Raw genomic sequence first — 18,369 nt, 5'->3', positions numbered from 1 at the left:
CCCGGCCGCTCCCGCTCCGCGTGAGCGGATGCGGCTCACTTCGTTCACCGCCAGGCGCCACGCGCTGCGCGCGCACCGCCAACCCCAGTGCGCGCGCAGCGCGTTGCGAGGCGCGGTCGGGCTCCGCCCGACCCGGTGGCCTCCGCTGCGCTCCAGCCACCTGACAAGACGCCAGCAACAAGGAGGGGGCGGGTGGGGGCGGGCACGGGCCTAGGGGCCGAAGAGCAGGGCGTGGAGCGGGGGTGACAGGCGATCAGGGGATGCGGATCGAACATAGATAGGGATGGGGTGAAGCGAGACAGTGAGGGATGCTTCAAAGATAGGCACTAGATTAAGACTGGACTGACTACGGACCACCACTGACCAGGAAACAAGTGGCCGCTAAAGGGTTGAAACATAGGATAGGTGATCGGTTGGAAAAGGGGAGACGAGAACGTAAATTGAGGGCTCCGGAATCGGGAGTAAAAAACAACGGGAAACGTGAGAGGCTTCGTTCGCAGGTGATTAACCGAGATGTACGGGGTGGCGTTCGACTGGAGGAGGTGGTGAGGCGTGGACAGCGACGGGTATTGGAGGTCGGAGCCGTCGGTAGCGAGCAGATGGGCGAGGGGTGGGGGTGGGCGCTTGGGCCTCTCGCGCGCGTGCGCGTCTTATTGATAAAAGGGCCGTGCATGAAAAGCTGCCTTGACCTGCGGTTTTGTGAAGAGCGATGTGTTGGGACTGACACATTGACCTGGGGTTTTGTGCCTCGCGCGACACAGCGGCATCGTATTTGGCCCTGGAGAGAGGTACAAAATACGTTCGCGCTGGTCAAGTCGGCATTGTGCTGTTGGCGGGTGGGAGGCAGTGTGTCGGCGTCGACACCAAGGGGCCACGCCGAGAGGGACAAAGGTCCCCGTCTGCGGGGACAATCCCGGCTAGGGTGCCTGGGGCCACACAAGATCGAGCAGCAGGAGCCAGGGTGCCCGGGGAAGCGAGTCGCTCCACCAGCAGGGGCAGGCGGTCGACCAGCCGCGGTGAGCCCGTGACGTCGCCGTTGGCGGACAGCTTCGCCAAGGCCCTGGACCGTACGCCACCGCGGGCTGGCAGGCCCGTGCAGTCCGCGAATGTCGAGTGGAAGTACCGCGCGCCCCACGATGCGTGGGGCCGCAACGGCTACAGCATGGTCAGCAACGACTTCCTCTCCGATGTCCTGGCGGTGCTGGTCGCGCGGTACGGCATGTCGCCGGTCCAGTCGGCCGTCCTGCTGTTCTGCATGGGTCGGCAGGTGGAAGGCCGTCTGCGGATTACCCACGTGAAGGTCGCCCGTCATCTCGGAGTGGAGCGAGCGAACGTCACCCGGGCGCTGGGCAGCCTGGAGAACTGGCACATGATCCAGCGCCGTCCCAACTCGCTGCTCGTGGTCAACCCGCTGATCTGTTTCAAGGGCAACGGCGACCTCCAGCGAGAGGCCCTGGAGCAGCTGCGGCAGGACACCAGGACCGCGCTCAGGAAGCACTTCCCGGAGATGCGGGAAGATGTAGTGGCGCTGGAGCAAGCGGCGAGCGAGAGCTTCCCGGAGTTCACGCCCCCGGCCGCGCCGAAGCCCCGCACGAGGCAGCTGGCGTTCGGCGACAACGACGTGGAGGAACAGGCATGCTGATTCAAGCTCACCTTGGGTTCGCGCAGCTGCACCGCCTGGAGCTCTCCAAGGCCGCCTACGACCTGCTCAGCGCGATGGTCGAGGTCCAGCGTCCCGGCGGCGAGGTGAACGCCTCCCAGGCCGAGCTGCGGGCGCGCGTGGGGCTCAGTAAGAACCGCACGTCGATCGCGATGAGCCAGCTGGTCGAGAGGCACGTCGTCCTGCGGCCCGAGGGCCGCTACCGCAGCTACTTCATCCACCCGTACTTCGCCGGGTACACCAGCGCGGAGGAGATGGAAGAGGCGCTGCGAGACGCCATCGAGGCGATCCGCGCTGGCGAACTGGCTGAGCCCGCCGTCCCCGCCCCGCAGCGACATCTGTCCGCTGTGCCCACGCGCCGAACTGCGTAACCGGCCGCCCGGCCGGGCGACACGAAGTTAGCGGCGCCGCACCCCTACAGAGGGGGTGCGGCGCCGCTTGGGGTGTGTGGGAGGGGTGTGTCAGATCGGTGCACACGGTTCCCGCGGGCGGGAAACGCGCAGGTCGGAGGCGCGCTGAAAAGAATCATGGGCGGCCCCCTTCTCTAGGTGTATGAACTTCCATACAGTGTATTTAAGTTCATACGTCAAGGAGGTTCCCCCGTGCTCGCCACCCTCGTCACCACCGGCCTCGCGGTCGTCGCCACACTGCTGGGCGCGATCGTCTCCGGACGCTTCCAGGAGCGCGCCGCCGAACGCTCCGTCCGTGCCAGTCACGGCGAGGCGATCCGTCGCGACCGCCTGGAGGCCGTCACCGCGCTGGCCTGCGCCATCAGCGACCACCGCCGGGCGATGTGGATGCGCGGCGACGCCACCCTCAAGAGGGTCGGCGCCGAGCGGATCGATGCCCTGCGCGGCGAGAGCCACATGACCCGCGGCGAAGTCACTCGCCCGCTGGTGGCGCTGCGCGTCCTCATCGAGGACCAGGCCGTGCGCGCCGCCGCCGACCAGATGGTCACGCTGACCTACGCGATGCGGGGCGCGTACGGCAGCACCGAGGAACTGACCGCCGCCCGCGAGGCCGCCAAGGTCGCCCACGACCAGTTCGTCGACACGGCCGCCGGCTACCTCGACCGGACCGTCTGAGAACCCCGCCAGCCGAGAGGAGAGCCCGTCATGGAGCGCACGTCCACGGAGATCGTGAAGACCGCCGACGTCACCGCCATCGAGACCAGCGCCGACCGGGGCGGAGCCGACAGCGAGCTCGCGTACCTGGCACCGGCCGCGGCCGCCGCGCTGGGGCTGCTCGCCGACGCCATCAAACGGGGCACCGCCAGCCACGAGAACGTCGTCCAGGCCCTGAAGGAGGCGGCGGTCCACGAGCGGTTCGCCGACGTCCTGGAGGCCGCGTCCGAGGGCGTCATGAACGAAGCCGAGGACCCGTACGACTTCGACATGCGACTGGACGCCGACAATCTCTCTGGCGCCGCCTCGGAAGTCCGCGACGTGTTCCGCTGGCTGTAGGCGGCGGGCCGTCGAGGCGGCCTCGCCCAGACTCGTCAGACCACGCACCAGGGAAGGGAGACGCGGTGAGCACCGAGCCCGCGCACACCGACGACGGCCAGGACCTCACGATCGCGCTCGCCGCCGACGACGCCCAGGCGCTGGGCGACGACGCCCAGCTGCTCGCCGCGCTGCTCGCCCGCGCGCTGCACGGCGTCGCGCTGCTGCGCACCGGCGGCGCGTCCGTGGAAGACCTCGCGGCCGCCATCGAGGGCACCACCGGGCTACTGGAGCGGCTGGAGGGTGCCCGGAGTGCCGCAGTGCGCCAGTTCGCCGATCAGGAGGGCTCCCACGGCGCCCTGGCCAAGGCGATGCACACGAACCGCGCGACGGCGCAGTCCCGCCGCAGAGCGCTGCTCAAGGAGCCGCCCGGGGCGATGGAGCAGTGGGCCACCGGCAGCACTAGCTGACCCCGGCAGCAACGCCGTGCGGCAGGTAGACGACCTCTGGTGTACCGATTCTGGGCGGGTGGACCGAGTTGTCCTGTTGCGTACTGGCTGTCGCGCAACGCGGCTTCCTAGGCTCACGGTTGACCTGTCTGCCCGTATCAGGAGGCGTCGTGCGAGACCAGAAGATGTACTGCTACACCTGCCAATCTGACGAACAGCACCGCCCTCTCACCGCGGACGAGAAGGTGTGGCTCAAGAGCCGCACAGGCCGGAAGAGCGTCGAGGAGTTCTTCATGTGCAAGGCGCCGACCTGCCGCAATCTGCGGACCGGGTTCAACCAGCACCCGTTCGATCCCGTGATCCGCGTGCCGTTGGACTGACCATCGTGAAGCAGCGGCGCCGTGCAGCAGACGAACACCCGTGCTGCACGGCGCCGCTGCTCGTGCAGCGCGGGCCCGCTGCACGAGCAGCACCCGTGCGCGCTGCTTCGCCGTCAGCCTTCGAATGTCAACGCTCTCCAGCACCAAACAACACCCACCAAGCAGCACCAGAGCGCCGCGGAGTAACCAGCAGTTCAGCAACCTCGTACCCCGGGCCTTCAGCAACGGGGCATCGAAGGTTATGCGTCACGAGACAACTCGGATCTGTCCCTCGATACGGGCCAAGCAGCTAACGTCTCCGTGCATGACGGAGATGGCGGGCGCGGCTGCGGCGAAGGCGGGCGTGCAGGCAGCGCGGCTGGTGCAGGGAGCGGCGAGCCCGTATGTGATGGTCAAGCACGGGCGGCGGGAAGACCGGGCGGCAGCGTACGACCGGTTCATCGCGGCGTGCGTGCCGATTTTCCACAGCGGCGAGCTAGACCAGACGCGGGTGACGGAGATGTACACGGCGCTGCTCGCGATCGAGCTGCGTGCTCCAGCCAAGGTGCGGGCGGCAGCGCATCAGCTGTTCGAAAGGCTGGTCGGGCCGTTCGGCCTGAAGTGGACGATCTGGCAGGTTGATGAGGGCGGGCCGTCCCAGGTGGAGGAGGACGAGGAGTTAGCGGAGGCAATCGCTGAGTCCCATCGGGCTGAGCTGGAAGCGCTAGAAGAGGGAGAGCTGCGCCCGCACAGCACGCCGTACCTACCGCCGGACGCTATCCGCAGCAGCGAGGCGTTTCGTGATGCGCTGGATGCGTTCACGAGGACCGCGCGTGAGGACGTGACGTCCCGTTGGTGGCATGCGTTGCTCACTCCGTGGGGAAAGCGGTGGTGGACGACCCGGCACTGACGTCTCACCTTTGCGCAGGTGAGGGACGTGAGACACGGTTCTCGCTGCGGATCCCGGCACCTGCTGATCCGGCGCCGTGGCCATGGAGCTGCCCGGCTACGCGGCGGCAGAGAACGGAGCGTGACGGCTCCGGCGGGGCCGTCGGCGGGGGTGTCACGCTGTCACGCGGACACGGCCCAGGCGCACCTCGAAACGTGCTCATCCCAGGCATTCGGGCGGCCGCTGTCACGCGGCTGGGCGGCGGCGTGACAGCGGCCGTGACACCCCTACCGGTAACGCGAAGTGACCGTCACGGAGTTGGCGCCCTCGATCCCCCAGGCCCCCAGACCCGGACCCGCCAGGCCGGTCTCCTGGGGCTTCGGGCCTGCTGCCTCCCAGACATTCGATGTGATCCGGGCATTCGGTCACCCAGTCCCCCAGCTTCGCGTCGGGGAGCTGGGGGACTGGGAGATAGGCCCCTGGGCCCGCCGCCCGCCCCCGGCCGCGTGGGGACGCGGGGGCGGCGGCGGAAGCGGGGAACAGGGGCGCTCACACGAGCCTCCCAATCGTCGTGGAAACGGTGAGGGGAAACCGGCTACCGCGCGTGGGCGCGGCAGCCGTAGACAGGTTTATAGCAGCCCCAGAATTCGGCGCGGCTAAAACGAGATATCGAGCCAGTCCACGTCCGCGAATTCCACCCCCAGGCCCGCGCGTCCGCCACCGCCCTGGCGGAAATACGCGTCGCCTATGGCGTCTGCGACCAGTTCGTGCAGATCGTTGTCCGTCGCTCCGGACTCCTGCGCTGCCAGGATCGCGGCGGCGTGGGAGGGCGCGACAGCGACGGTGAGGTCCCGCACGCGGCCCGCGTCTGAGGTGCCCTCGGGGCCGAATCCGAAGTACGCCCGGCAGGAGATGACGAGCCCGCCGGAGGTGCCCGCGTGCTGCCTAGCCTGTGCTCTGACCTGCGGTTGCCACTCTTCCTCGGTCTCCTGCGCCAGAGCCTCCTGGAGGTGCTTGTGGGGCTTCGTAGAGGCGCCGGTGAGGTAGCGCCGCACCGTGCTGCTGGAGACGCCCAAGCGCTCGGCCAGGGCCTTCGTGGAGCCCTTGGCGCGCTTGCGAAGGAATTTCATCTGGGCCCGTGCGGATTTCGGCACGGGGCGGGTGAACTTGGCGCGCTCCGCACGTGTCAGCGCGGCGCGGATCTTGCCGTGCCACGGGGCCGGCGTCTTGGTGATGTTGTCCATGCGGACTAGGAGACAGCCGGTCGCCTGTGGACGGAGGCGGCTGATCTGCACCCTTGTGGGTGACGGCGGCCTGGTCGACGCGGTCGACGGGCCGCTACGTTCCCCGTGGCTGGACGAGGTGAAGGGGGGCTCAGCCGATGGGTGGGCGGGGCGCGTTGCGCGGGCTGCGGGCCGTGATGTGGGTGCTGATCGTGGTCGCCGTGCCGGTGTACCTGGTGTGGCTGGTCCAGGTCGGCTACGAGACCGGGCAGCAGCTACCCGAGGGGGACATCGCGCGGTGGGCGCCGGTCGTGCTGCTGCCGCCGGCCGCCGTGCTGTTCTGCGTCGCAGCTGGCTGGACCTGGTGGTTGAGCGTGGTGGCGCGCTCCGAGTCGCCGCTGCGGGAGCGGTGGATCCTCGCGACGCTGGCGTTCACCGCGGTGACGTCGGTGTTCTGCGGCGTGGCGTCGGCGGACGATCCGTCGGTGTCGGTCGGCCTGCTGAGCACGGTGGTCACCGGCCTGGGCATGGTCGGGCTGTTCTTTGTCCCGGCCGCCAGCTCCCGCCAGCTGCCGGGGGTTATCCGCCGGCGCGCGGCCGAGCGGCAGGCCAGGTCGGACTCAGCCGGGCCGGGCGGTGCCTGATTGCTCGATCCGGCGCCCACCGGGCATGCTGCGTTTTCTCGAGGGAGGGGTGAGCGTGTCGGAAGACGACGACGCACCGGCGGCGGAAGCGTCGCTCAGGAAGGCCGTGGAGGCACTGAGCGGGGACGGGGCGGGTGAGGACAGCGAGGCCGTCCAAAAGGCCGTCAGGGCGCTTTCTGACGGGGCTGAGCAGGAGTGGACGCCCGAGCAGGAGAGACAGATCCGGGCCATGGTGGAGCAAATCCGCAAGGTGCGGGAGCTGCACCGGCCAGGGGCGGGCTGGTGGCGCCGACGTCGGCAGTGGCGGGCCAAGGAGCGGCTGGTCGACCTGATGATGGCCGGCGGTCCAGAGATGCTGAACGAGGCCGAACTGCGGCACTGGAAGAACCACATGATGGTGGAGGTGCTGCTGCAGTTCTCCGGCAGCGCGATGAAGCCTGAGGATGTACAGCTGGCGACGAGCCGGATGGAGACGGTGCACGCCACCACGCACGAGGATCTGCAGCGGCTCAAGCAGAAGCATGCCGAACGGCGTGACGGCCCCCACCGGCCGTGACCAGACAGCGGGGGGCGTCGATGCGTGCGTGAACGCTGCCCCGCCGGACACGTTCGCGAGGCCTGCACCGGCGCCAGTGGCGCGGTGCAGGGCCACCCGAGGCCGGGCTAGTTCCTCTCGATGACGAACAGCATCGTCAGAATGTGCTCGGCTGTCCCGAGCAGGCAGCGAGCCATGGTCAAGTCGCCCGCTGAAGCGTGCTTGATGGCCTGGGCGCGCGCAGTCGCCTGGGTCTGCAGTGCGACGATGTTGTCCGCCAGGGACAGTGTCATCTTCGCCTCGTCCTTGTGCCCGCGCATGATGTAACGGATGCGAATGGCTCGGGTGAACCCACCGTTGGGCGTCCGCCATTCCTTTTCCGGACGCCCCGACGTGGGCAGCCACTGCTCAACCTCGCGGTCCGGAGCAGCCGCCCGGACAGCCCTGTCGATGGATTCCACCGCGCACTGGGCGGCCATCTCAGCAGCAGCTGGCGGGGCCTGCCGGACGACATGCCACCCGCCCTCAAGCATCTCCACGACCTTCGCGTCAATCGACACCAGTGCCCTGCGGAGGTCCTCCAGCACGTCGAGACGCCCGTCCTGCTGAGGGGTGAGCAGATCGTCGACCCGGTCGGCGACTTCCACCTCCAGGTCGGCGTCGCCCAGGACGGCCTCAGAGCTGAGAGCGTCTGCTCCCAGCAGTCCGTTCACGCCCATGCCAGTGTGCAGGGAAGAGCCGAGCTCGAAGCGCGTCGGGCTGTCCTCGAGGCCGCCCACATAGTCCCGGTACAACGACAACGGACGGCTGCTGATCTCCGAGAGGAGGCCGCGTCCGGCGTCGATCCGCGCCAGCCAGTCCGTCATGTACACCTGGCGGTGGACTATGAGCCCCAGGCTCTTGCGGAACTCCTCCGTAGCCCACACCGGGGGCATCGGCACATTGAAGACAGGACCCTTGAGGATCTCGCCTACGACGCTCTCGACCTGGAGAGATGTCCGCCAAGCCGACAAGACGCCCGGCCCGACGGCCGACTCGCTGAGCATGGCCATCGCCTTCAGATACTTGTTGCGCTCCCTCCCCGCCAGCTGGTCCATCGACCGCAGGCCTGCGGCGTATCCCGCCAAAGGGCTCGGGAACATGTTCTTGTGCATGTCGGCCACGAACTTCCGGGTACGCAGCAGGTCTTGGTCCTTCAGCCACTTCGTGACCTGGAACGCAGGCCCTGCTTGCAACTGGCGGAAGAGATCACCGTAGATCTTGCTGGTGTCGATGATCTTTGCGACGGCCGCCACTGCGGGGTCGGAACTCGTCGGTTTCGGCTCGACCTCCTTGCCGGGGCCGGATCCCTCGTCGTCATCACCATCGGCTGTGGCGGCATGAACAGCCACAAGAATCCCCTCCCCTGATCACGTGTGCGATCTACGGAGAATACGCGCACTATCCACGCTGTTCGGGTCATTGCATTTTCACTTGGGGCAACAGGTACGTACAGCTTGTGCGTCAGACCCGCAACAACTCCGCGATCGACGCAAGCGCGCAGCCAGCCTGCGGGGATGGACAAGTTGATCGAGCTGGCCAGCTCGCTCGTATCCGGGGCGGTCATCGCCGTCCTGGCGTCATGGCTGACCACCCGAGCCCGCAACCGCCAGGAGCAGCAGGCCGAGATCGGTGCCCTGCGGGTGCAGGCGGATGCGATGACGGTGGCGGTGATGGAACTCCAGGGCGCGGCCGCCGCCAACCGTCTGCTGTGGGAGGGGCCGGCCGAGCGCGCCAGGACGTTCCTGCTGACCATGCTCGCCTTCGCGGGCGGCGCCGCCCGAGCCCGAATCGCCGGCGGCACGGACATGCAGAGCGGACTCGTCGGCTTCGGGCACGCGGCTGAGCTGTTGAGCCGCGAGCGCATTGTCACCAAGCAGACCGCGGCCGCCGTGCGAGAGCCCCTCACCCGGGTCGCCACTGCAGCCGCCCCGCTCATGCGCTGCTCCGAACCGGCCGTCGTCACCGCCACCGAGCAGCTGCTGCGCGCCACCGGGGACGTGGAGAACGCCGCCCGCCTGGAGGCCGCCTTGGAGGCGTTCGGCCAGGCAGTCAACGCGGCGACCACACCGCGGCTGCCCTGGTGGGCGCGTCGGCGTGCCGGGCGGACCAGCTGATGGTGTCGGCTCTTCCGGATGGAAGGGACCTTTGAAGTGACAGGCGTCACAGGTGTTGATCCGAGATTCTTTGACGGATCACCGCTCTGCCGGGCCCGAGGGGTGAGAGCTAGTTCCCACCCCGCAAGGAGTATCACTACATGACGACTGTCCCCGGCGAGGATGCCGCATCCCGCCTCCCGACGCCCGCTACCGAGCCGGAACCGTCCAAGGAGCTCGTGCACGTCCCCTTCTCTTTCTCCCGCCCGCAGATGATCAGTAAGGCTTCGCAGCTCGCCGCCGAACTGCGCGGCGCCCGACGGGAGGTGGTCGAGTTCGGCCAGGCCGTCGCGGACGTGGTCCGGTGGCAGGACAAGATCTGCTCGCTGGCCCTTGTCACCGGCCGGTTGCGGCTCGAGACACCCCGCGAGCCGGACATCATCTGGGTCAGGAACGGGTTGGTCCTCCTCGTCGAGATGAAGACCAGCGCGGACCGCTGGGCCCGTGAGTACGGCCAGACGGGAGTGTTCGCGGCGCTCAACGCCCGCCAGGCGATCCTCAAGAGCCGTGTGGACGGCGACTGGAAGTCTGCCGTCGATGAGTTCGCCCGGACGTGGCTGGGGGTCTCGAAGGTGACGGAGGACTGGTTGGAGGCGGTCTCGATGGCGCTCATCGGCGACTGGGTGAACGCCCTGGACGACCACACCTTCAGCGGTGCCGTCGACATCTGCCTGCAGCGGCTGAAGCGGGAGTCGGACACCGTGCACCAGCAGCTGCAGCCGCTGTGGGAGCGCAAGACGCGGGCCGGGCGCGTGTACATGCTCGACCACCAGCTCGCCGGCGGCCGCAGCCTGCACGACATGCTGGGCGACCCGAGCCGCCCCGAGGACACCGCGCTGCCTTGGGAGCCCGACGAGAAGCAGGCGGCCACGGTCTTCCGCTGGCTGAAGCCCGACGAGCAGGCGGTTGCCCGCGCCTGGGCCTTGAGCGGGGCCGCCTCGTGGGAGGAGGCTGCGCAGAGTACGGGCCTCTCGGATGCCTTCGGCCACCGGGTGCGGCGCAAGCTCAAGCGGCTCGGTGAGCGGTACGAGCAGCGACGTTCGAACGCCGGGGTTTTCGGTCTGTGGCTGCCCGGGCAGGCGGGGCCGAACCCGGCGGGGCCCCAGTGAGGGTGTTTGGCGCTCGACGCGTGCATGAACATCACCCCGCAGACGCCCGCAAGGTCCTGCACCGGCGTAGTAGCGCCGGTGCGTCTGACATGTCACACATCACGCAACAAGCATCAAGATTTGTTGTCGCTCCGGGGGCTTGCGGTGTCTGGAAGGTGAAGCTGATGCGATCGCCGAAGGAGCATGCACCATGACCACCTGTTTCGTTCTCAGCCCCGTGCCCAGGTGGAGGCTGCGCATGGAGGAGGGGACGGTCAGCCACGAGACATCCCGGCCCCGGGTAGAACTGCTTAACCAGGTGCCTGACTCCGAGCAGCGATTGATCGTGGCAGTGGCTGCACGGTTGGCGCTTATCAGCGGCACGGGCCTGGCGAACCCTCCCTCAGCAGCCACCTGGGCCTTGGGCGTGGGCCAGAGCGACCGGTGGCAGGAGGCGGTGTCGACTGCCTTGCTTGGTTCCTGGGCGGACAGCTTGTCTGGTGAGGGCCTGGACACCAGTGCCCTGGACGCCTTGCTCGCGGAGACAAAGACTATTCATCGCCAGCTGACACCACTGTGGCAGCGCCGGACCGGCGCCAGGGTGATCAAAGGCCGCCGCGTCGAGGGGAAGCACGTCGTCCTGTTGGAAACGCCCTGCGGCGAGAACCTCACTTTGCGGGACCTGCTGGCACAGGACACCTGCCCGGAGGACCCATTGCTCGACCGTATCCCGGGCGATCGGCGCCTCGCCCGCCTCTTGGTGTGCCTTAACCCCGCCGAGCGCGAGGTGGTCTTGGCCCTTGGACTGCCCGGCATCAAGACCTGGGCGGAGGCTGCCGAGCATGTCGGCGCTGACAATCCGCCAGCCTTCGGGGAACGCGTTCGTCGCAGAGTCCGAAGGCTGGCCATCGAACAGCGCCGTCGCGACAGGCAGCAGTGCGCCTTACCGCTGTCTGGGCTGTGGCAGCCCAGCCAAGAAGAGGAGCAACAGGGATGACATTGATGGCCCTTCTCGCGATCCTGCTGCTCGTCGTCGTCACGGTTCTCGTCGGCGTTGGCGTCCTGGTGGTCCTTCTCCATAAGCCCACCTGGTCCGCCCCGGTCGCCGGTGCCTTCACCGCGATGATGTTCATGGCCACTGTTACGGGACTGCTGGTGGCCGCCACCCGAGGTTGAGAGAACCCGGCACGCCCAGGGTGGGGACCGCACCGACGCAGCCCCCGCAGATGCGCGTATGAGGCCCTGCACCAACGCCAGTTGCGTGGTACAGGGCCTCTGCGGACGGACATCGCTGTCCTTGTGCCGGATGCCGTCCCCGTCGGACACCATGCCCGCGGGGCAGACGAGGAGCGGGGCCGCGCGGCTCAGGTATTCGCTGTGCGCCAAGCGTCACCGGGAGTACTCCGGACGCCCCGCCAGCTCGGCAGGCTGTAGCGGCTGACCAAGGTCCACGCAGTCCGGGTGGCGTCCTCCACCCACGCATGCCCTGCGGCAGGCAGGGGCCCCACTCCTCGCAACCGCTTGGTGATCTCCTCCTGCGGAATGTGCTCGTTGCCCTTTCCGAGGTACTTGAGCACGTACACCGCGAGATAGTCCACGTCTTCTGCGCGCCCCTGCCCGCTGAGGATGGCCCTGAGCCGGTAGCCGAACTTACGGCCGAGGCTGTAGTCACCTTCGCCCCAGAAGACCGTTACCTCTGGGCGCGGCAGCATGTCGATCAAGTCGATCAGGTGGGCGAGATCTGGGTCGTCGGCAAGGGTGATGCGTTCAGACACGAGCGGCTACCTCCCGGTGGGCTGCGGGTGAAGCAGACTGATGCCGCCGATCATCACGGTGTCCGTACAGCGACACACCACTGTTGGGAAGGACTGCCTGATTCGCGGTGTGTGATGGCCGAGAGCCGTCGCCCCGTAGCGATCGTGGTCAGGCGCGGCAGCAGGCCCTTGGGCACGCCGACGCGCGCGTGCCCTCACCGCGTGAGGGCCTCGTACCGGTGCAGCTGTGCCGGTACGAGGCCTCATCCGCGTCCGGGCGTCACAACCCCCAGGAGGTGACTTCCAGGTCGTCCAGCGACACTTCCTGGCCGCTGCGGGCGGCGTCGCTGCGCACCCAGTTTTGCAGCTGCGGGGATGGGGCAGCGGTGTTGCGGCCGCGGGCGGCAGCGTCCTGCCCCACGGAGTTGAGGAGCTGCTGGAGGTACGCGGCGAACGCGCTGGCGCCCCCGGTGCCGGACATCGGCCCGGCGCCGTAGCCGTACGACTCCAGCATCGGAAGGACCGTCAGCATGCCTCCGGTGGTCCGCGCCCAGAACAGGCCGCCGCGGTCGATGACGACGGAGGCCACGACGTCATCGGGGCGCAGATCCAGCGGCGCGTACGTGGTTTAGGTCCACCGGTCATTGCCGCCTCGTGCGCTGCGGAAGTGCTTGCCGATGACGGGTAGCCCGAGCTCCAGGTCCATGAATGTGCGGGAGCAGGTGCAACCGTCGCCCAGCGCTGAGGGGCTGGCCGGGTCCTGGTCGACGCATGGGTGGAATAGCTTGGGGATCTCCTGGCTCGCCACGAGCGTGGTGTGCAGGGCGTTCGGCTCACACTGCTGGAGCCGGTCCACCCACTCCTGGACGTACGGGGTCGGCCGCTCGATGTTGACGGTCGCGTTCCAGGCGGCGCCGGCCACGCCGATCCGCGGCTCGGTGTAGAGGACGAAGTGAGCGAAGCCCTTGGTCGGGTCGGTCAGGTTCAGCTCGGGATGAGTGTAGGCGGTCAACTCTGCTCCCCTTCAAAGTCGTTGGTGCCATTGACGGTGCCCCAGCGGAGCACTGCCCCGCTACAGCGCGATGTCGATGTGCTCCACGTCGGTGAACTCCACGCCCAGGCCGTCCGCGCGGCTGTTGTTGGCGCGGAAGTACATCTGCGCGAGGCCCTCGGCCGCGATGTGCTGGAGCTGCTGCTCGGTGGCGCCCTGCTCCCGCGCGGTGAACAGGCGGTCCGCGTAGACGGGCGGGAGGGCCTGGGTGATGTCGCGGATGCGGGCGTCGTCGGTGGTGCCCGGGGCGGCGGTGAACCCGAAGCGGGCGCGGGTGGAGACGACCAGGCCGTCGGTGGAGGCCGCCTTCTTCCTCGCCTTCGCCCGGATCTGCGGCTGCCACCGGCGCTTGACCTCGCGCTCTATGCGCGCACGGAGGTCGCGGCGGGGCCGCTTGAGCTTGCCCGCGACGTACCGCTCCACGGTGCGCTGGGACACCCCGAGCGCCTCGGCGACCGCCTTGGTGCCCTTGAGCTGCTTGACCAGGTACTTCATCTGGGCCTGGGCGCTTTGCGGGATGCGGCGGGTGAATGCCCCTTCGAGCGCGCGGTCCAGGCTGTTCCCGAGCGAGTCCACCATGACCTGTTACTCCCCTTCCCCGGCTGTCGGGTCGTTCTTGATCAGGTTGGCGAGGTTGAACACCGCTCCTGCCTCCTCGAACTGGGCCTCGGCCCACAGGACGGTCTGGGTGCCCTGGTGCTTGACCATGCCCGGCGAGACCCCGAGCCGGAACGTGCCCGGCACCGGCTTGCCCTCCGGGGTATGCGGCATGAAGTCCAGCGGGGACGGGCCGGGCGAGGGGTAGACGATGGCGTCGGTGCCGATCGCCACCGGGTACAGGTCGGCCGCGGCCGCGGTCTTCATCAGCTTGCGGTGCAGACCGATGCGCTGGTTCGCCAGGACGGCGGCGCGGATGTCGGGGCGCCACGTCTCCCGGTTCAGCGCCGGCCACGGCTCGTAGTACGGCACCTGGCCCCGGTTGCGCTGGCGCAGCTTGCCGATGCCGCCCTTCGCCGTCGCCTTGATCGCGCCCGCAAGCAGCGCCATCGTCGGGTCGACCTGCTTGGAGCGGGCCATCGCCTCCAGGAACTCCTGGCCGCCCAGGTCGGTGGTGACGCCGAGGTCGGCCATGGTGGCGACGTACGCGTCGCGCAGCCGCTTGTACCAGCCGTCCAGGTAGCGGCCGGTCTGGGTGCGCACGTGCGCCTCGATCGGCGCGACCTCGAAGCCCAGTTCCACCGCGTACTGCACGGTGGGCGTGGCGTACCAGGCCGGGCCGGTGGGCCGGTCGCCCTTGGGCGTGAACGGGCTCGGGAGCCGGTTGCCGTCGATCGTCCGGCCGCCGACGTCCACGTGCGAGAGGTCGACGTGGGAGAGGTCGACCAGCCACGAGCCGGGCAGTGCCGGGTCGAACTTCGGGTTGTCGGTGCGGTGGGTCGGCCCGTTCAGCCCGACGATGAGCCCGTTCGCGGCCGCGGCGAACGACATGTTGATGTCGATCGCGACCAGGTAGTGGTTCGCGCACTCCTCATCGGTCAGCGGCCGGCACCAGTCGTAGGGCTCCTCCATCAGCATCTCGGCCGGGGTCCGCATGTGGTGCCGGGCGAACTTGCCCTTGAGGATGGGGTGCTCGTCGGGGACCTCGCACTCCACCATGTCGTAGAGCTGGGTGAGGGCGTCCGCGTTGAACGCCCGCTTGAACTCGCCGGTGGCCTCGTCCTTCTCCGCACGGGTCGGCGGGCGCAGAGCGACCATCAGCTCCAGGCCGGTGACCGCCGTGGTGCCGCGCGGCGTCATCACCCGCTCCGCATAGCTGCCCAGGTACCGGGCGAGGTCGGCCGGGTGCATCGTCGGCAGCTGCGGGTTCTCCTTGTTGTCCCACTCGCGGACGTCCAGGGCGTTCCAGGCCGGGATGCACAGCTGGACACAGTTGCGCTTGGAGCCCTCGGCCGGGCGGTAGATCCGCGCCCACGGGCCGAAGCCGCGCTGAGTCAACTGCCAGTTCGCCTTGGTGAGCTGCTTGACCACCTTGTGGCCGTCCGGGAGCCGTCCGGCGCGCCGCTCCTGGTCCGACAGGGCGGTGGGCAGTCCGTAGCGCTCCAGCGCGGCGGTGGTGAGGACGAGGACGGGGTCGGCGTCGCGGCCGTTGCGGTTCAGACGGGCCTGCCCGAGCTTGGCTTCGGTCAGCGTCCACTCGATCAGCGAGGGCAGGGACTTGGCGGGCACGTCCAGGACCAGGCCGTCGACGCAGTACGCCAGGACCTGGCCGTCGTCGACATCGACTACGGCGAGCGGGCCGTTCTCGAACCGCGGGTCGGTGCCCGCCGGGCCGGTCGGCTTCTTCGCCGCCTTCCGCGCGGCCGGCCGCCGCGACGTCGACGACGGCTTGGTGGCTTGCGCCGGACGCGACGTGGCCGCCGGAGCAGCGGCAGCAGGGGCGGGGTTGGTCTGGGGGTTCTCGGTTGCAGTCATGACCGCAGCCTCGGGTGCCGGGCCTGTGGACAGAGACTGCGCTTCCGCCGGGGCGGGCGCGCCAGTGAACGTCTCCGGCGGCTGCGCAGCCTTGGTGTCGGCGGGTTTGGGGTACTGCTCCGCCCACCCGTCCAGGAGCCGCTGGTACGCCTGGCGGCGCGGCGGCCGCGGCTCCGAGCGGCCGGACTCCCAGTTCTTCACCGTCTGCGTCGACGTCTGCAACACCTGCGCGAGCCGGGCCTGCGGGACCCCGGCCGCGTCGCGCAGCCGCGCCCGCTCTGCCGGGGGCGGCATCTCCGGCTCACCCTCCAGCAGCGCGTCCACGGCCGCGAACAGCTCATCTTCGGTCGGCATACTTCACCTCCACCCCAAACACTACCACGAAATTACCCGTGAATTTATCCTTAGATTTGCAATGTTCTTATCCGTGATTTTATGATCACTTCGTTGACCTACCGGGAGGGTGCAAACGGTGGTCAAGGAGACAGAGCCGCGGAGTGCGACGGTCGTCCGGGGAGGACCGATGGGAGAGGAACACAACGTTCTGCAGGAGGTGATCCTGCCGACGGCTTTGAAGGATGCGGTCGGGCAGGATCGGCCTGTCGTCGTGATCGTCGGCGGACAGCCAGGTGCGGGGAAGACGGAAGTCGCGGATCTCGTCCAGACGGTGCTGGACCGTCGCGGTGGCGCGGTGCGGGTCTGCCGTGACCTCTACAAGGCCACACACCAGCGCTACAGCGAGCTGCTGGCAGCCGATGTCCGCTCCGCCGGAGCCAAGGTCCGGCCCGAGACCCGCCGCTGGCAGGCCGCAGTTGAGGACCACGTGCGTGCCTGCGGGTTCGATGCCGTGGTCGAGTCCGCGCTCGCCGATGCCGATGACTTCCGTACGTCAGCAGCCGCCTACCGGCGGTCCCGTCACCGGATCGAGGTGGTGGCGCTGGCGACGTCGGAGGCCTGGAGCCAGCTTGGGATCCTGGACCGATTCCTGTCCGAGGCAGTCGACGGCGAGGGCCGGTACGTGTCCTGGGAAAACCACGACTCCTGCGCGAAGGGGATGCTCGCGACGCTGGCGGTCATCGAGGCGGAGCAACTGGCCGACCGCATCACGGTTGTCCGGCGCGACGGCACGGTCCTCTACGACAACGAACTCGTCGACGAGGCCTGGCGTAGGCGGGAGGCGGCGGACCGGGTAGTGGCGCACGAGCGGGCGCGGCCGTGGAGCGCGCGGGAGACAGCGGTCTTCCACCGCGGGCTGGCCGCGGCCGATCAGCGCCTGCACCGCGATGTGCCCTGCGAGGACCGGCGCCTGGCCGTCCAGCGAGATGCTGCGCGTGCCGCCGCGCTCGCCGAGCCGGTCCGCCGGATCGCCCAGCCACGCCAGGCGGCGCCGGGCGTGGACTATCACCGGCTGTCGGCCGAGGAACACCGGTGGACCTTCGATGAGCTGATCGCGCCGTCGTACTTGAGCGGCACCATCGGCCGTGAGGACCCGCAGGCGGTCTACGTGCTGGGCCAGCCCGGAGCGGGGAAGCTGATGGCCGCCAGGATGGTCAAGCGGTCGATGCGGCCAGGGACCACGCACCTGATGGGCGACGACTTCAAGATCTCGCATCCCGACTACTCGCGGTTGCTGGCCGACGATCCCCGCAACGCGAGCGCGGCGATCCGGGCGGACTACCGAGCCTGGTTCGCCGAGGCCGAGGAGTATGTACGCATCCGGCGCGGCGACGTGCTCATCGAGGGCGCCCCGGGCAGCACGGAGGAGTTCCTGGCCAGCGCCCTGCCGTTCGCGGCCGGGCGGCCCGGTGTCTACCCCGCCTACCCCGTCGAGCTGGTCGTCCTGGCCGTGCGCGAGGCCGACAGCCGCCTGGGGACGGCGCTGCGGTATGCCCGCGCCCTGCAAGTCGGGATCAACACCGCTCGGTTCACCTCCCGGGCCGGGCACGACACCTGCTTCCGCGCGCTGGCCGACATCGTCGAGCTCGCGCAGACCCACCCGGCGATCAGCGCCGTGACGGTGATCCGCCGGGACGGCCAGGCCCTGCTCCGCCAGGAACACGGCGGCGGCCGCCGGTTGGCGTGGGCCCTGGCCGCCGAGCGGCAGCGGCCGTACACCGATCAAGAGGCCGCGCAGTTCCTGGCGCTCCACCACGCGCTACGCAAGGCCCTGCCGCGGCATCGCCGGGAGTTGGACGACATCGCCGCGCTGGCCTGCCCGCTGATGCCTCCGCAGGTGCAGCCGACCAGGATCAGCCAGCTGCACGCGCCCCTGGGTCTCCTCCCGGTACCGAGGGCCACGGGCTATGAGCCGGTGAGCTCCTTCAACCGGGCGGCGTAGACGGCGGCAATGCGGGCCGTCTGCTCCGGGTCGGCGGTCCCCAGCCGCTGCTGGTCCTCCAGCACCTCCTGTCGGGCCGCCGTCAGCTCCCCGATGCGCTCCTGGTCAGGTACCGGTGCCCGACGCTCGGCAGCGATCTGGGAGCTGTACCAGAGGACCACCTCTCGGACGATGTCTACCGCCTGACCTTCACCCCCGCCGTCCAGGTCGGAGAAGTCAGGGGTCGGGGTGTCGGACACGGCCACTCCACCTTCGGGTTGATCTTGGCTA

General features: G+C 69.0%; 22 protein-coding genes. 14 read left to right on the top strand and 8 right to left on the bottom strand.

The window, feature by feature from the left end; all coding sequences use genetic code 11:
- Positions 1-1,024: 1,024 nt before the first annotated feature.
- The 7 genes from ACWC5C_RS39000 to ACWC5C_RS38970 all read left to right on the top strand — a co-directional run bounded on the left by ACWC5C_RS39000 (position 1,025) and on the right by ACWC5C_RS38970 (position 4,820).
- Complete coding sequence (locus tag ACWC5C_RS39000; protein ID WP_450883589.1) at positions 1,025-1,642, top strand: replication/maintenance protein RepL; 618 nt, start codon at positions 1,025-1,027, stop codon at positions 1,640-1,642.
- Positions 1,636-2,031 (top strand): hypothetical protein, encoded by a 396-nt coding sequence (locus ACWC5C_RS38995; protein ID WP_450883587.1) that lies wholly within the window; start codon positions 1,636-1,638, stop codon positions 2,029-2,031. The genes ACWC5C_RS39000 and ACWC5C_RS38995 overlap by 7 nt, the downstream gene beginning before the upstream one ends.
- Positions 2,032-2,262: 231 nt before the next feature.
- On the top strand, positions 2,263-2,745 hold the full coding sequence (locus tag ACWC5C_RS38990; RefSeq protein ID WP_450883585.1) for a hypothetical protein: 483 nt from the start codon (positions 2,263-2,265) through the stop codon (positions 2,743-2,745).
- A gap of 30 nt (positions 2,746-2,775) precedes the next feature.
- Positions 2,776-3,123, top strand: a complete 348-nt coding sequence (locus tag ACWC5C_RS38985) for a hypothetical protein (RefSeq protein ID WP_450883583.1) — start codon at positions 2,776-2,778, stop codon at positions 3,121-3,123.
- 65 nt (positions 3,124-3,188) lie between these two features.
- Positions 3,189-3,572 carry a hypothetical protein gene (locus ACWC5C_RS38980; protein WP_450883581.1) on the top strand — a complete coding sequence of 128 codons (384 nt, stop codon included), beginning with the start codon at positions 3,189-3,191 and terminating at the stop codon, positions 3,570-3,572.
- Between the two features lie 164 nt (positions 3,573-3,736).
- A complete protein-coding gene (locus ACWC5C_RS38975; RefSeq protein ID WP_450883593.1) occupies positions 3,737-3,931 on the top strand; it encodes a hypothetical protein in 195 nt (64 codons plus the stop codon).
- A 304-nt stretch (positions 3,932-4,235) separates the two neighbouring features.
- Positions 4,236-4,820 carry a hypothetical protein gene (locus ACWC5C_RS38970; protein WP_450883579.1) on the top strand — a complete coding sequence of 195 codons (585 nt, stop codon included), beginning with the start codon at positions 4,236-4,238 and terminating at the stop codon, positions 4,818-4,820.
- Between the two features lie 635 nt (positions 4,821-5,455).
- Here ACWC5C_RS38970 and tpg (ACWC5C_RS38965) read toward each other — a convergent pair.
- Positions 5,456-6,043 (bottom strand): telomere-protecting terminal protein Tpg, encoded by a 588-nt coding sequence (gene tpg / locus ACWC5C_RS38965; protein ID WP_450883577.1) that lies wholly within the window; start codon positions 6,041-6,043, stop codon positions 5,456-5,458.
- Between the two features lie 137 nt (positions 6,044-6,180).
- Here tpg (ACWC5C_RS38965) and ACWC5C_RS38960 point away from each other — a divergent pair, with 137 nt between their 5' ends.
- Entirely contained in the window at positions 6,181-6,666 is a 486-nt protein-coding gene (locus ACWC5C_RS38960; protein ID WP_450883575.1) for a hypothetical protein, read from the top strand.
- A 55-nt stretch (positions 6,667-6,721) separates the two neighbouring features.
- The gene (locus ACWC5C_RS38955) at positions 6,722-7,222 is read left to right on the top strand and encodes a hypothetical protein (RefSeq protein ID WP_450883573.1); all 501 of its coding nucleotides are present in this window, start codon (positions 6,722-6,724) and stop codon (positions 7,220-7,222) included.
- A 107-nt stretch (positions 7,223-7,329) separates the two neighbouring features.
- Here the strand turns inward: ACWC5C_RS38955 and ACWC5C_RS38950 are convergent, their stop codons facing one another.
- Positions 7,330-8,592 carry a hypothetical protein gene (locus ACWC5C_RS38950; protein WP_450883571.1) on the bottom strand — a complete coding sequence of 421 codons (1,263 nt, stop codon included), beginning with the start codon at positions 8,590-8,592 and terminating at the stop codon, positions 7,330-7,332.
- A 165-nt stretch (positions 8,593-8,757) separates the two neighbouring features.
- On the opposite strand from ACWC5C_RS38950, the gene ACWC5C_RS38945 reads away from it, so the two are divergent.
- From ACWC5C_RS38945 to ACWC5C_RS38930, 4 genes are all read left to right on the top strand, one after another.
- A complete protein-coding gene (locus tag ACWC5C_RS38945; RefSeq protein WP_450883569.1) occupies positions 8,758-9,357 on the top strand; it encodes a hypothetical protein in 600 nt (199 codons plus the stop codon).
- Between the two features lie 140 nt (positions 9,358-9,497).
- Positions 9,498-10,505 (top strand): hypothetical protein, encoded by a 1,008-nt coding sequence (locus tag ACWC5C_RS38940; protein WP_450883567.1) that lies wholly within the window; start codon positions 9,498-9,500, stop codon positions 10,503-10,505.
- Between the two features lie 190 nt (positions 10,506-10,695).
- Positions 10,696-11,481: a hypothetical protein gene (locus ACWC5C_RS38935; RefSeq protein WP_450883565.1), complete on the top strand. Its 786-nt coding sequence runs from the start codon at positions 10,696-10,698 to the stop codon at positions 11,479-11,481.
- Positions 11,478-11,660, top strand: coding sequence for a hypothetical protein (locus ACWC5C_RS38930; RefSeq protein WP_450883563.1), 183 nt, complete (start codon positions 11,478-11,480; stop codon positions 11,658-11,660). Before ACWC5C_RS38935 ends, ACWC5C_RS38930 begins: the two co-directional genes overlap by 4 nt.
- Positions 11,661-11,848: 188 nt before the next feature.
- Here the strand turns inward: ACWC5C_RS38930 and ACWC5C_RS38925 are convergent, their stop codons facing one another.
- The 5 genes from ACWC5C_RS38925 to tap all read right to left on the bottom strand — a co-directional run bounded on the left by ACWC5C_RS38925 (position 11,849) and on the right by tap (position 16,115).
- Positions 11,849-12,259: a hypothetical protein gene (locus tag ACWC5C_RS38925; RefSeq protein ID WP_450883561.1), complete on the bottom strand. Its 411-nt coding sequence runs from the start codon at positions 12,257-12,259 to the stop codon at positions 11,849-11,851.
- A gap of 259 nt (positions 12,260-12,518) precedes the next feature.
- Positions 12,519-12,827 (bottom strand): hypothetical protein, encoded by a 309-nt coding sequence (locus ACWC5C_RS38920; protein WP_450883559.1) that lies wholly within the window; start codon positions 12,825-12,827, stop codon positions 12,519-12,521.
- Positions 12,828-12,866: 39 nt separating this feature from the next.
- On the bottom strand, positions 12,867-13,250 hold the full coding sequence (locus tag ACWC5C_RS38915; RefSeq protein WP_450883557.1) for a hypothetical protein: 384 nt from the start codon (positions 13,248-13,250) through the stop codon (positions 12,867-12,869).
- Between the two features lie 60 nt (positions 13,251-13,310).
- Positions 13,311-13,868: a telomere-protecting terminal protein Tpg gene (gene tpg / locus ACWC5C_RS38910; RefSeq protein ID WP_450883555.1), complete on the bottom strand. Its 558-nt coding sequence runs from the start codon at positions 13,866-13,868 to the stop codon at positions 13,311-13,313.
- A gap of 6 nt (positions 13,869-13,874) precedes the next feature.
- Positions 13,875-16,115, bottom strand: coding sequence for a telomere-associated protein Tap (gene tap / locus ACWC5C_RS38905; protein ID WP_450883553.1), 2,241 nt, complete (start codon positions 16,113-16,115; stop codon positions 13,875-13,877).
- Between the two features lie 169 nt (positions 16,116-16,284).
- Between tap and ACWC5C_RS38900 the strand changes: the two genes are divergently transcribed.
- Positions 16,285-18,099 (top strand): zeta toxin family protein, encoded by a 1,815-nt coding sequence (locus ACWC5C_RS38900; protein ID WP_450883551.1) that lies wholly within the window; start codon positions 16,285-16,287, stop codon positions 18,097-18,099.
- On the opposite strand, the gene ACWC5C_RS38895 is transcribed toward ACWC5C_RS38900, so the two are convergent.
- Positions 18,063-18,338 carry a hypothetical protein gene (locus tag ACWC5C_RS38895; protein WP_450883549.1) on the bottom strand — a complete coding sequence of 92 codons (276 nt, stop codon included), beginning with the start codon at positions 18,336-18,338 and terminating at the stop codon, positions 18,063-18,065. The two genes, ACWC5C_RS38900 and ACWC5C_RS38895, sit on opposite strands and share 37 nt — an antisense overlap.
- Between the last annotated feature and the right edge of the window lie 31 nt (positions 18,339-18,369).

Source organism: Streptomyces sp. NPDC001700 (genome assembly GCF_053596435.1).
This window is presented reverse-complemented; position numbering and strand designations above follow the sequence as displayed.